This is a genomic window from Variovorax sp. GW458-11-26-14-LB1 (assembly GCF_059423965.1).
The window spans coordinates 1-13,448 of record NZ_JBWKYW010000086.1 but is presented as its reverse complement, the minus strand read 5'-3'; the positions used below and the strand labels follow the sequence as shown (position 1 = coordinate 13,448).

Sequence of the window (13,448 nt, the reverse complement as noted above, 5' to 3'; positions counted from 1 at the left end):
CACCAATCCAGCAGCCTGAGCCTGGGGGCGATCACGCGCATCGAGGACAACGCGGGCAGAAAGGACCCCAGGGGCGAGGGCTTCGAGCTGCGCACTGATGCCCATGGTGTATTGAGAGCCCAGGACGGCATGCTCATCACCACCGAAGCAAGGGGCAATGCTGCGAACCATGCCAAGGACATGGGAGAGACGGTTCAGCGACTAAGAGCAGCGCAAGACCAGCACGAAGGTCTTGCGGAAGCTGCGGCGACAGCCAAAGCTCAAAGCGGCGGTGAAGACCAAGCTCTGGTGGTCCAGGCGCTCAAAGCGCAGAACGACGTCATCAAGGGCAGCGGTGGTGACAAGGCCCAAGGCCAATTCCCCGAACTCACAGAAGCCCAATTGGTACTCGCCAGTGCCGCAGGCCTCGCCGCCACCACGCCCGGCAGCTTTCATTTGCAAGCCGGCGAACACATCGCGATCAGCAGCCAGGGCCACACCAGCATCAGCGCTGCTAGGCGGCTGCTCGTCAGCGCCAAGAACGGCATCCGCCTGTTTGCGCTCCGAGGCGGCATGAAGTGGATCGCTGGCAACGGCAAGTTCCAGATCGAAGCGCACAAGGACGCGATGAATCTGACCGCCAAGAAGGCCGTCCGCATCACAAGCACCACCAGCGAGATCCGCATCACCGCGCCGATCAAGGTGGTGGTCAACGGCGGTGGAAGTTTCACGGAGTGGAGCAGCGCAAGCATCTTGCACGGAACACCGGGTGGGTGGATCGAGCATGCGGCGAGTCATGTCAAGGTGGGGCCGGCGAAGTTGCCGCTGAGTCCACAAACGTTCAAGGGCTGTGGCTCTGCGAACGGCGGTCCGGCAAACGGAGGCGCTGGAGTCATCTGACATGACGGCCATGGGAACTCCCGCTTGTGACACTCCCGCCGATTGGCCCTGGGACGCCATGCCTGCCGATGTGCTCGATGCGCTGACGTCGTCGCTCGTACGGCAGTTGGCCCCTGGCCCCGTGTACTTGCTGATCGATCCGATGTCCAGCGACGTTTCGCAGCCAATCGATACCCATCCACGCCATCCCGTGACCGGTGACACTTTGCAATCGCCTGCGGAGCAGTTGCCTTACCTAGTCGAACTCCGGGATGCGAACGACCCCTTGCTCGCGCAGAGCATCGCCTGGGCCGCCGAAGAGCACTTGCGCGCCTGCGCGAACGGAAGCGGCCCCTGCCGTATCGCCGGGTGGCTGCAGCCGCACGTGTCGAATGGCGGTGCCACGCTGGCTCGGCAGATCGGCGCACTACTTCAGGCGTGCAATGCGCCCGGCGGCGGCCGTTATCTGCGCTTGGCCGATCGCCGCGTGCTGGCACTGCTGCACGGTTTTGAATCGCCTGCGATCGATTGGCCGCGGCAGTTGAAAGGCATGACGCACTGGATCTATCTCGATGCCAACTTCGCGCTCCAGATGTTGCAAGGCCAGTCCGGCCCGGCTGCGAATCAACCGCTGCAATTGAATGCCGCGCACTGGCAATGCGTGATCGAGGCTGAAGCCATCAATCGCAGCCTGATGGCGTGGCAGGGCATTCGTCACCCTCTGCCGGACGACTCCGTGGCGCAAGTGATGGCGCCGCTTGCGCGCGCACGCCGGCATGGCCTGCACGAGCCCCAGGATCTGGCCGCCTATGCGGCTGAAGCCTTGCGGTTTCCCGCCTTCGAGCAATACCCCGATCTGCCGGGGCGCATCGCGCGCAGTCTGCACACGCAACAGCCTCTGGCCGACAGGCTGCAGGCCCTGCGTGGGCATTGGGCCGATGGCGAAATCGCATCGCGGCCATCGCCACGGCCGGATCGCCAACCCTGACCGCGCCGCATCCACCCCTCCCCAACACTCGCCGAACCTCATGACTTGCAAGATATGTGACAACAAGAGCGGCCAGTCGATCTTGCTGGTGCGGCCCACCGCCGTGGCGACGGACCCGGCAATCGCACCCCAGGGCATTGCCGCACTCGACGCGCACGAGGGCACCGTCAAGGCGTTCGGCCTTCCGCCCCTGAAGGCGGAGTCGAAATATGCCCTGCGCTTGCTGCGCCGCGAGGGGTACGTCTACGTGTTCTTCCCCGGCGAGAAGCCACTAGGCCAGATCAAGCCATGGCTGGCGTACCGTGTTTACGACCAGGGCGCCCTGATGCCCGAGAGCTCGTTCGTCTTCGATCGCAGCGAATTCGCCTGCAGCACGAAGAGCACCCATCCACACGACGTGCGCACCCTCTGCATTGCCGAACCCAAGCGCATCGCCAAGGTGTGGGTCGGCTTCAGCATGAACTGGTGGAGTGACACGGTCAAAAGCAACGCAGCGAAAGACCCCAAAGCCGCCGGGATGGTCGAAGTGAACCTCGCAGGCGACCCACCGACACACGGCTTTGCCGCTGATGCCACATTGCTCAAACAGCACGTGGCCGACTACGCGGTGCAGAGCCTGAAACACGGTGGACTGGAAGAAGACGCCACGCCCTTCTACCCGCCCGGCGACATTGCCGCCGCACAAGCTGCCCGCGCCTTGGTGGCTGTCATGCAACGGCAGAACGTAGGCCACGCAGGCAAGCCGATGGTGGTTGCCATTCCAGACCCGGTGGGGTTGGCGGCGGACCTCAACGGCATTCGTATGGCGCGCGACAGGCGAGACAAGGAGGCTCTTCTTCTGCCCGAGGTCGCGTGGCCACTGATGACCAACCAGTTGCTCTCCGGCCTCAAGGCGTCCATTGAGAGCGCGGCAATGGATGAGGCGCACTCCACGCCGGACGGCCACGTATCGCAGAAACGCTGGAACGAACTGAAGGGCACCTCGTTCTACCGTGAGGGTGGCTATGAATGGTTTCCCACCCAAGGCACAGCCGCAGACGGCAGCCCCAATGGCAAAGCGATCAGGCCCCGCACCCCCGTGCACGAGCGGCGTATCGACGAACGGGGGAACGCTTATGGGTCAGCGCAATGGAAGCCTTTCGCCAGCCAGATCGATGCCGGCAAACACGAGAGATGGATGCAGGACTTCAAAACCCGGCGCTGCATCGAAGCGGATCGCCTGGCTCTGCACGAACAGAATTGGCTCGCTGCGGTAAGCAGCCCCGCAACAATCGCGTACTTCGCGACGCATTTCGACGAGGGTGATCCAAACAAGCACACCGCGCCTACCAGCCCCGGAGCGATCTATGCGGGTGAAAGCCACCTGATTCACTACCCGCAGCCCTTGAGCACGGCTGAATGCCATGCGCAGTACCTCGAGCGGATGTTGGAAAAGCCGATCACCGACCCGCACGCGGTGCCCTTGCGTGCGATGTTCGGCAACCAGAAGGAGGTGATCTCCAGGGTGCACGCCATGCTGATCGGCAATGCCGACCGCGACAGCGAAGGCAACGAAGACAACATGCGCGACAAGACGCTGGACATCTTCAAGGGGCTGGTGACCGCCGAATGGGGCCCGAAGTACAGCTGGATGAAGGCAGCTGTCATGGGCCTGAGCGGCGGGCACCTGGCCGCCATTGCTGCAGGCGCCTTGCAGTTCGGACTGAGCCTCAAATGGTCGGACGGTTTGACGATTCCGCAGAAGGCGCAGAGGTACTTGCAACGGCTGCCTGCATTGGCTGCGGCCGAGTTGGCATTGCTGGACGCCATGCGCGCCGCCGCTGAAGGTGGCGCGTCCAGCCTTCATGTGGTCATTCGCTCCAACTGGCGAAGGGAAACGGTCCTGGCGACCATGGAGAGGAATCCGTTCGACTATTCCGAAGCCGACCGCCGAGCCATACGCAACAAGCCCGCAGGCAGCAGGATCGCCGTCCAACGGGTTGTCATGCTGGACGCGGAATCCGCCAACTTCCACGTGATGCCGAACGAGACGGCGCAATTGCCGGGGGCATCGCCGCGCAGCCGGCGCGGGCTGTCGATGGCAAGGTTTACGGAGGATGTGAAAGCTGCCAACTTGCAGTCCTTCGACAGCGCAACGGTCAAGAACGTCAAGGCGCACGTCGCGAAAGAAGCCATCAGCGCCAATGTGAAGTCTCTCCGGACCGATCAATTTTTTGGTGGCGCCGTGATGGTCGTGCAGGGTTTGGGCCTTATCTGGTCGGTGCATGATTTTTTTCAGGAGCTGGGCAAGGGGGACAACGGCAAGTTGTTCGACAAACTGCTCGGCGTGGCGGATGGCGTGGCGGGTCTGACGGGTGGGCTGTTGGACATCAGGGCTGCGAGCCTTCAGATACAGATGGTGGAGGCGCAAGGGGCGGCTCGAGGTACCGCAATGAGTCAGGTCAGCCGTTCGCTGAGCAACCTGAAGGCGGGGGCGGCGATGACGGGTGTGGCGGGTGGTGTGCTGAACATGGTGATGTCGTTTCGCAAGGCGCAGGAGGCGGATAAGGAGGGAGACGGCGTTGCATATGTGGCCCACTTGGGCGCCGCCTTTGCATTCGGATTGAATGGCGCATTTATGGGAGCAATCACTGCAGACTTCCTGACTCGTGGCGCAACCAACCGGGCTATCGGCGCGGCCGCACAAGTAGCAGCGAAGAAGCTGATAGAAAAGGGGCTGCAACGCGTCATCCTCACCGTCATCGTCAATGCGAGTGCAGAAGCGCTGGTGGCAGGCGTGGCGGTCGTCATCAGCGGTGCTGGCTGGGTGTTGTTGATCGCCGGTGTGGCCTCCACAATGTGGGCCGTGTTCTCCGAACGCTCCGGCCTGCAACGTTGGATCGCACGGGGTTACTTCGGCCGTGACACTGAGAGGCGTTACGGGGACAAGGACAGGGAGCTTCTGGAGTACCAACTGCTGGTGGAGATGGTCCACAAGCCCATGGCCGACGAGGAGGACCAACGCCTTCTCAAGAAGTATCCGGCGCCACCTGCTGCGCTAGCACCTCAACGATCGCCGTTTGGAGGCGATGGCGTGGGAGGCTTCCGATGATCGGCGGCATCAACACTAGCGGGCGCAGCTCCGATGAGGACCGCATCGATGGCAAGGTCATCGGGCTTGTGGAGCGCTTTGCCAAAGGACAAAGAGCCACCGGAGTAGCCGGGCACGGGGGACACCTCACAGGCGTCTACCCAGATGCCATCGAGTTTCAGAGGGTCTATCTGACAGGTGGAGGTGGTTTTCATACGACGTACGGTTTCGTGTCTGGAGTGCTTGGCACGTATCTGATTCTGAAATTCACGCTTGAAGGACTGTTGAAATATCGGGGATACGGAGTTCTCGCCTTCGGCTTCATCGGCTCTTGGTCCCTATTCGCGTTCTTCGCCTACCTCGAACTCTTTGCCCCCGCCGACAGCCCTCTCTACTTCGACCGCAAGCATCGCAAGGTCTACAAGGTCACTCAGTCCGGTGCCCGCCGCTGGCGCTTCTTCGGCCCTCGCAACTCCAGCCTTGTTGCCTACGACTGGGATCTGATCGACGCCGAGCACCACACCACGCTACAAGCCAGCACAGCCACGGCCAGCCGCGTGCACCACCTTGTCTTTCTGGTGCGCAAGAGTGCGGACGATTCAACCATCGTCGACAGCTTCACCTTCGCCAGCGTCGACTTCGTGCCGACCCTGTGGGAGTACATTCGCCGCTACATGGAGCAAGGCGCTGCACCGCTTGTGCAAGGCGAGTTTCCTCCGGTGTCGAACACCGGCGCGTATGTGCCCTGGAGCGACTTCGGTGCGGTCGTCCCCTTTCTTGACCAGCCGGGGCGCCGTTGGAAGGAGCAGCCTTGGAAGACCTTGCTCAAGTACATCAGCATGCCTGTCACGGTGCCGCTGTACGTGCTGTGGTTGTTCTTCAATCGCCTGACTGTCTGGACCGCACAGAAGGTCGAGTGGCCCCAAGAGATCAAGCAAGCCATCGGTCGACTGATCAACGAGCTTGACCTTCGCACCGACACCTACCGCAGGCTGCGCCCCGGCCCACCACCGGAAGTTTGATGTATCTGGTGTGGCAGCTCTTCAACCGCCTGACGGTGTGGACAGCGTAGAAAGTCGAGTGGCCGAAAGAGATCGAAGGCGCCATCGAACAGCTGATCAACGAGCTCGACCTTCGCTCCATACCTGCCGGAACTTGCGACCGGGCCCACCGCCCCAGTTCTGATCGCCCCTGGGCGTCGACGGTGCTTTCCGGCCGCATCCCACCAGTGCGCCCAGCCCATGGCCGGCCTCGCATCTACTCCCTTCGCCGTACCCCCTCCCGCCCCACCTAGGCCATTAGCTAGGCCTTAAGGCGGATTTGCCTCCCGCCCCCCGCGCCGGAAACTTCGTGTTTCTTCTTACTTCCCGGCACCCTTGCCGTAGACGGAGTGCGGATGAGTTGGCGAACCAAAGTGGTCTGGAGCGAGGGGATGCTGTTGCAGCCTCAGCACCTGCAGCAGAGCGAGCGCCATGCCGATCATGCGCGGCATGTGCTGTTGCGCACCACCACGCCCTACGCCTGGGGATTCGCCGAGGTCGAGATCGACGCGGCGGCGCTCACGCTGGGCAAGCTGGCGCTGGTGCGGGCGGTGGGCATCTTCGGCGACGGCACGGTGTTCGACATGCCGGCGGTCGATCCGCTGCCCGAGCCCATCGACATTCCGGCGTCCATGCGCGACGAGGCCGTGGTGCTGGCGCTGCCGCTGCGCCGTGCCGGAGCGCGCGAGGCCGACGCTGAAGAGTACGAAGAGCTGGTGCGCCACCGCGTGCTGGAGTCGGATGTGCCCGACTCCAACACGGCCGGCGAGCGCACCGCGATGCTGCAACTGGGCCAGCTCCACACGCGCCTGATGCGTGCCAGCGAAGCGACCGATGCCTGGGCGACGCTGGGCGTGGCCCGCGTGGTCGAGCGCCGGGTCGACAACCAGGTGCAGCTCGACCGCGGCATGCTGCCGCCGCTGCTCGACGTGGCCGGCCATGCCGTGATCCGCGCCTGGCTCGACGAGCTGCTGGGTCTGCTGCGCCAGCGCGGCGAGGCGCTGGCCGGGCGCATGACGCAAGGTGGCACCGGCGGCGTGGCCGAGATCGCCGACTTCATGTTGCTGCAGGCGGTGAACCGCAACGAAGCCATCTTTGCGCACCTGGCCAAGAGCGCGATGCTGCACCCGCAGCATTTCTTCGAGCATGCGCTCGGGCTGGCTGGCGATCTCGCGAGCTTCCGCGACACGCGCCGCGTGACGCGCTTCGGGCCCTACATCCATGACGACCTGGCGCTGAGCTTCCGCCCGGTGATGGACGACCTGCGCCGCAGCCTGTCGATGGTGTTCGAGCAGTCGGCGATCCGCATCGACCTGCACGACCGCAAGCACGGCGTGCGCGTGGCGGTGGTGACCGACGTGGAGCTGCAGCGCAAGGCGACCTTCGTGCTGGCGGTGAACGCGAACATGCCGAGCGAGGCATTGCGCGCGCGCTTCCCCACGCAGGTGAAGATCGGCCCGGTCGAGCGCATCCGCGATCTCGTGAACCTCGCGCTGCCGGGCGTCACGCTCACGCCGATGCCGGTGGCGCCGCGCCAGATTCCTTTCCACACGGGCGCCAACTACTTCGAACTCGAAACGCGCAACAGCGACCTGTGGCGCCAGCTCGAGCAATCGGGCGGCATCGCGATGCACATCGCGGGCGATTTCCCCGGCTTGGACCTCGCGTTCTGGGCCATCAGATCATGACCACCCCCAGGCTTCGCGCACTTCGTGTCGCTTCGCCAACCCCCTCACCGGGGGCGACACCTGCGGCCCGGCAAAGCCGGTTCCGCGGTGTCTCCCGAAGGGACGTCACCCGCGTGGAGTTCTCATGAGCACCCCTCCCGACCCCTTTGCCGCCTTCGAGTCCGAGCGTACGGTCATCAAGCCCAAGCCGCGCACGCCGGGCGGCACGCCGCCGGCTGCTGCGCCCGCGCCGTTCTTCGGTGGCGCCGATCCGACGCCCGTGGCCGAGGTGGGCGAGATCGGCCTGCTCAATCCGCTGGTGTCGGCCGCGGGCAAGCTGCTGGTGCTGATCGGCAAGCTGCGCAACCTCGCGCAGCCGCCCAACGTGCCGGCGCTGCGCGCGTCCACCGCCGATGCGGTGAACCAGTTCGATGCCGCGGCGCGGCGCGCGGGCGTGGGCAACGAGTCGGTGCTGGCCGCGCGCTATGTGCTGTGCACCGCGCTCGACGAGGCGGTGGCCAACACGCCCTGGGGCGTGCAGGCCGGCTGGAACAAGCAGAGCCTGCTGGTGCAGTTCCACAACGAGACCTGGGGCGGCGAAAAGGTGTTCCAGCTGCTGGCCAAGCTCGCGCAGGACGTGCCCACGCACCGCCAGCTGCTCGAGCTGATCTACAGCGTGCTCGCGCTCGGCTTCGAGGGCCGCTACCGCGTGGTCGACAACGGCCGCGCACAGCTCGACTCGGTGCGCCAGCGCCTGGCCGACCTGATCGCGAAAGACCGCCCGCCGGTCGAGTCCGAGCTGTCGCCGCACTGGCGCGGGCAGGGCGCGGGCACGGTGCGGCTGCGCGAGTCGCTGCCGTTGTGGGTGTTCGCGGCCGGCTTCGCGCTGCTGCTGGCGCTGGCGTGGTTCGGCCTGCGGCTCACGCTCAACCACCGCTCGGACACCACCTACGCGGCCGTGTCGAGCCTGCGCGTACCCAACATCCAGATCGCACCGCCCGCCGCGCCGGCCAAGTCGCCGCGGCTCGCGCGTTTTCTCGAGCCCGAGATCAAGCAGGGCCTGGTCACCGTGACCGACGAGGCCGACCGCAGCGTGGTGCGGCTGCGCGGCGATTCGTTCTTCGGCTCGGGCAGCGCCGAGCCGATGGCGGCCTCGCTGCCGGTGCTGCGCCGCATCGGCCAGGCGCTGGCCGAGGTGAAGGGCGAGGTGCTCATCACCGGTCACTCCGACAACCAGCCGATCCGCTCGCTGCGCTATCCGTCGAACTGGCACCTGTCGGCCGCGCGCGCCGATGCGGTGAAGGGTGCGCTCTCCACGTTGGTCGAGCCCGCGCGCATGCGCTCCGACGGCAAGGCCGACGCCGAGCCCGTGGTGGCGAACGACACGCCGGCCAACCGCGCGCGCAACCGCCGCGTCGACATCGTGCTGCTGACCGAACCCGAGCGCCTCGCTGCCGCACCGGCTGCTCCCGTTCCAGGAGCGACGAAATGATCAAGAAAATCTTCGGCTTCCTGTTCAGCCCGCTGCTGCTGACGCTGCTCGCGCTGATCGTCGTCGCGCTGCTGATCTGGTGGATCGGTCCGCTGGTGAAGATCGGTTCGCTCGCGCCGCTCGAAGGCGAGATGACGCGCGCCATCGTCATCGGCGTGATCGTGCTCATCGTGGTGCTGCGCGCGCTGTACCGCCGCTGGCGCGCGCGCCGCGCAAGCCAGCACCTGACTGATGGTTTGATGAAAGCGCCAGCCGCCGCCAAGGCCGGCGCGCTGGTCGACGGCGAACAGAAGATCCTCGACACGCGCTTCAGCGAAGCCGTCGCCACGCTCAAGCAGATGCGCCTGCATGCCGCCGGCAAGAAGCCGGGCTGGCGCGACTGGCTGTCGATCTCGGGCGGCAGCTACCTGTACGACCTGCCGTGGTACGTCTTCATCGGCGCACCGGGCGCGGGCAAGACCACGGCGCTCGTCAACTCGGGCCTCTCGTTCCCGCTCGCCGAGAAGTTCGGACCCGGCGCGATCCGCGGCGTGGGCGGCACGCGCAACTGCGACTGGTGGTTCACCGACGAGGCCGTGCTCATCGACACGGCCGGGCGCTACACCACGCAGGACAGCCACCAGTCGGAAGACAAGAGCGCATGGGAAGGCTTCCTGGGCCTGCTGAAGAAGGCGCGCCCGCGCCGCCCGCTCAACGGCGTGTTCCTCACCGTGAGCGTGGGCGACCTGCTGAGCCAGGGCCCCGAGGCGCGCACGCAGCTCGCGGCCTCGATCCGTGCGCGGCTGCTTGAGCTCGACAGCAAGCTCACCACGCGCCTGCCGGTGTACGTGCTCGTCACCAAGAGCGACCTGCTCTACGGCTTCACCGACTACTTCGACGACCTCGGCAAGGAGCAGCGCGCGCAGGTCTTCGGCTTCACGCTGCCGGCGGACGAGAACGTGCAGCTTGAAGAGAAGGGCCTGTCGGCCGCCTTCCAGCGCGAGTTCGCCCTGCTGCACAACCGCGTCAACGACGGCCTCATCGCGCGCATGCAGCGCGAGACCGACGGCACGCGCCGCGCGGCGATCTTCGGTTTTCCGGCGCAGTTCGGCTCGGTCGGACCGCTGCTCTCCGACCTGCTCGAGCAGGTGTTCACCGGCTCGCGCTTTGCGCAGCCGCCGTGGGTGCGCGGCGTGTACTTCACCAGCGGCACGCAGGAGGGCAGCCCGATCGACCGCGTGATGGGCAGCCTGGCGCGCAGCTTCGGCATCGAGCGCGCCATGCTCGCGCCGCAGAAATCGAGCGGGCGCAGCTACTTCCTCACCGCGCTGCTGCGCGAGGTGGTGTTCCCCGAGCAGCGCCTCGCGGGCGCCGACGTGAAGCTGGAGCGCCGCCGCAACACGCTGCGCCTGGCGGGCGTGGCCGCGATGACGCTGCTCACCGTCGGCCTGCTCGCGGCCTGGGGCTACAGCACCTGGCAGAACCACAACTACCTGAAGTCGGTCGAGGCGCGCGTCGAGCCCGCGCAGAAGACCCTGGCCGCGCTGCCGACGCGCGTTCAGAACCTGGTCGAGGTCGCGCCCGTGCTGCAGGGCCTGCGCGACATCTGGAAGACGCCCGACAACCGCCAGGGCGACGAGCCGCTGTCGATGACGCTGGGCCTGTACCAGGGCGACAAGCTCGATGCCGCCGCCATGCTCACGCACCAGCGCGCGCTCAACGACGCTTTCCTGCCGCAGATCGCCAAGCGCATCGAGGACCAGCTGCGCACCGCGCAGAAGGACAACCTCGAGTTCACTTATGAAGCCCTCAAGAGTTACTTGATGCTCTACCAGCCCGAGCGCTTCGACCCCGAGGCGCTGAAGGCCTGGATCACGCTCGACTGGGCGCGCAACCTCGACCGCGGCATTCCCGAGGACCAGCGCAAGGCGCTCGAAGACCAGCTCGACGTGCTCATCGCCCAGGGCCCGCCGCGCTCGCCGCTGAAGATGGACGAGAACCTGGTGCGCAGCGTGCGCGCCGTGCTCGCGAGCTACCCGCTGGAGCAGCGCGTGTTCAGCCGCCTGAAGCGCCAGCGCGCCACCAAGGACATCCCGGGCTTCAGCGTGGCGCAGGCCACGGGCCCGTCGGGCCCGCTCGTGTTCGAGCGCATCAGCGGCAAGCCGCTGAGCGAGGGCGTGCCGGGCATGTTCACCTACGACGGGTACCACAAGCGCTTCCAGAACGAGGTCGTGGTGCTCACCGGCCTGCTGGCCGCCGAAGACCCGTGGGTGCTCGGCCAGGACCGCAACGCCAGCGAGCGCCTGCGCGATGCCGCGGCGCTGGGTGCGCTCACCGACCGCGTGCGGCGCCTGTACCTCGAGGAGTACGTCAAGCAGTGGGAGGCGCTGCTGGCCGATGTGCGGCTGATCCGCGTCAGCGGCCTGGAGAAGAACATAGAGACCGCGCGCATCCTGTCGGGCGTCGATTCGCCGCTCGCGAATTTCCTGCGCGCAGTGGTCAAGCAGACCACGCTGATCCCCGCGGCCGATGCCAACAAGGACGTCGTCAGCAAGGCCACCGAGACCGTGCGCAACACGCGCAAGGGCCTGGAGGACCTGTTCGGCAGCGACCCCGGCAAGCAGGTGGCGCCGGGCAAGCGCATCGAGAGCATCGTGGACGATCGCTTCGAATCGCTGCGCCGCCTCGTCACCGCGGGTGGCCCGAACCAGCCCGCGCCGATCGACGATGCGCTCAAGCTCTTCAACGAGGTGTACGTGTACCTCAACGCCGTCGACACGGCCGTGAAGGGCCGCACCTCGCCGCCGCCGGGCGACGTGGCCGGCAAGCTCAAGTCGGACGCGGGCCGCCTGCCCGAGCCGGTGCGCAGCATGATCGAGAACCTGAGTCAGACCGGTGCCGCGCAGGCGCAGGTGGCCGAGCGCGGCAACCTGAGCCAGGACCTGCGCCCCGTGACCGAGTTCTGCAACCGCGCCATCGCGGGTCGCTACCCGTTCGTGCAAAGCAGCAAGCGCGACGTGCTGCCCGAGGACTTCGGCCAGATGTTCGGCGCCGGCGGTCTGATGGACGACTTCTTCCAGAAGCGCCTGGCCGCGCTGGTCGACACCAGCACCCGACCGTGGCGCTACAAGCCCGTGGCCGAGCGCGGCGCGATCACCACGCAGGCGCTGGCGCAGTTCGAGCGCGCGGCGCGCATCAAGGACATCTTCTTCCGCGGCGGCGGTCGCGGGCCGTCGATGCGGCTGGACTTCAAGCCGGTGGAGATGGACGCGGGCATCACGCAGTTCATCCTGGACGTGGACGGGCAGCTGGTGAAGTACGCGCACGGGCCGGTGGTGCCGATGGCGGTGCAGTGGCCGGGGCCGAAGGGGAGCAACCAGGTGCGCGTTCAGGTGAGTCCGCCGTCGACGACGGGGAGTTCGGGGTCGGCGATGGATGGGCCTTGGGCTTTGTTCCGTACCTTGGACGATGGGCAGCTGGAAGCGGGGGATGCGCCGGAGAAGTTCTTCATTACCTTCCAGGTGGGGGCGCGGAAGACGCGGTTCGAGGTGACGACGAACAGCGTGCAGCATCCGATCCGGTTGAAGGAATTGCGGGAGTTTTCTTGTCCGGAGGGGTTGTGAGTCTGGCCTCTTCTTCTTCTCTCTTCGTTTCCGGTGAACTTCCTGGCTGGTTCGGGAAGTTGCCGGGGATGGGGGACTTTGCGCATCGGCGGTTGCCGGAGGCGTTTCGCTCTGTCTGGGACCCGTGGTTGCAACGCGGGTTGGCTCGGTTGCGGGATCGGCATGCGGATTGGACTGCTCACTACCTGGAGGCGCCTGTTTGGTGCTTTGCGCTGGGGGCGCAGGTGGTGGGGGAGCGGGGGTGGATGGGGGTGTTGATGCCTTCAGTGGATGGGGTGGGGCGGTACTTTCCGTTCACTCTGGCTGTTGAGTTGGATGAAGGTGTTGCCTCTGATGCTCTGAGTGGAGAGGCGTTGGCTGCTGCGCTGAGGTGGTGGGCGTTGGGGACGCAGGCTGTGTTGGAAGGGCTTGAGGGTGATTTGGATGCGCTGCGGTTTGATGCGGTGCTGAGTCGGTTGTTTGTTGGTGCTGCTGGTGAGCCTTCCGCTGAGGACCGGTCGCTTGAGTTGCCATTGGCGGGGGCCTCGCTCTGGATGGAGATGCCTGGGGTGGAGGGCGGGGTTCGGATGTTGGCTACGGGGTTGCCTCGGGATTTGCAGTTCGAGGCTTTGTTTCTTGGGGGTGGGGAATGAGGGCGGTGCTTTCTTTTCCTTCCCGAGGCCGGGAGTTCCGCCCGGCGGCGGACTTACTTTCTTTTGCTTCGCCAAAAGAAAGTAAGCAAAGAAAAGGCG

8 protein-coding genes are annotated in these 13,448 nt (G+C 65.8%); all 8 read left to right on the top strand.

The annotated features are described in order from the left end of the window. Window positions 1-879 (top strand): DUF2345 domain-containing protein (locus tag AC07YS_RS31235; RefSeq protein WP_495270343.1); only part of this gene is annotated, 879 nt, incomplete at its 5' end. Window position 880: 1 nt separating this feature from the next. Beyond that, window positions 881-1,846: a hypothetical protein gene (locus AC07YS_RS31230; RefSeq protein ID WP_495270344.1), complete on the top strand. Its 966-nt coding sequence runs from the start codon at window positions 881-883 to the stop codon at window positions 1,844-1,846. Window positions 1,847-1,886: 40 nt separating this feature from the next. Beyond that, window positions 1,887-4,937 (top strand): T6SS effector BTH_I2691 family protein, encoded by a 3,051-nt coding sequence (locus AC07YS_RS31225; RefSeq protein WP_495270345.1) that lies wholly within the window; start codon window positions 1,887-1,889, stop codon window positions 4,935-4,937. Continuing rightward, entirely contained in the window at window positions 4,934-5,938 is a 1,005-nt protein-coding gene (locus AC07YS_RS31220; RefSeq protein ID WP_495270346.1) for a DUF6708 domain-containing protein, read from the top strand. Before AC07YS_RS31225 ends, AC07YS_RS31220 begins: the two co-directional genes overlap by 4 nt. 374 nt (window positions 5,939-6,312) lie before the next feature. Next, complete coding sequence (gene tssK / locus AC07YS_RS31215; RefSeq protein ID WP_095949661.1) at window positions 6,313-7,644, top strand: type VI secretion system baseplate subunit TssK; 1,332 nt, start codon at window positions 6,313-6,315, stop codon at window positions 7,642-7,644. Window positions 7,645-7,768: 124 nt separating this feature from the next. Further along, on the top strand, window positions 7,769-9,115 hold the full coding sequence (locus tag AC07YS_RS31210) for a DotU family type VI secretion system protein (RefSeq protein WP_495270333.1): 1,347 nt from the start codon (window positions 7,769-7,771) through the stop codon (window positions 9,113-9,115). Beyond that, a complete protein-coding gene (gene tssM / locus AC07YS_RS31205) occupies window positions 9,112-12,717 on the top strand; it encodes a type VI secretion system membrane subunit TssM (protein ID WP_495270334.1) in 3,606 nt (1,201 codons plus the stop codon). The genes AC07YS_RS31210 and tssM overlap by 4 nt, the downstream gene beginning before the upstream one ends. Window positions 12,718-12,785: 68 nt before the next feature. Then, window positions 12,786-13,349, top strand: a complete 564-nt coding sequence (tagF, locus tag AC07YS_RS31200; RefSeq protein WP_495275760.1) for a type VI secretion system-associated protein TagF — start codon at window positions 12,786-12,788, stop codon at window positions 13,347-13,349. Window positions 13,350-13,448 lie beyond the last annotated feature (99 nt).

What these genes read in the sequence shown, in the direction of transcription:
- AC07YS_RS31230 (WP_495270344.1), top strand. Translation starts at nt 881, where the DNA reads ATGACGGCCATGGGAACTCCCGCTTGTGACACTCCCGCCGATTGGCCC.
- AC07YS_RS31225 (WP_495270345.1), top strand. Translation starts at nt 1,887, where the DNA reads ATGACTTGCAAGATATGTGACAACAAGAGCGGCCAGTCGATCTTGCTG.
- AC07YS_RS31220 (WP_495270346.1), top strand. Translation starts at nt 4,934, where the DNA reads ATGATCGGCGGCATCAACACTAGCGGGCGCAGCTCCGATGAGGACCGC.
- tssK (WP_095949661.1), top strand. Translation starts at nt 6,313, where the DNA reads ATGAGTTGGCGAACCAAAGTGGTCTGGAGCGAGGGGATGCTGTTGCAG.
- AC07YS_RS31210 (WP_495270333.1), top strand. Translation starts at nt 7,769, where the DNA reads ATGAGCACCCCTCCCGACCCCTTTGCCGCCTTCGAGTCCGAGCGTACG.
- tssM (WP_495270334.1), top strand. Translation starts at nt 9,112, where the DNA reads ATGATCAAGAAAATCTTCGGCTTCCTGTTCAGCCCGCTGCTGCTGACG.
- tagF (WP_495275760.1), top strand. Translation starts at nt 12,786, where the DNA reads ATGGGGGACTTTGCGCATCGGCGGTTGCCGGAGGCGTTTCGCTCTGTC.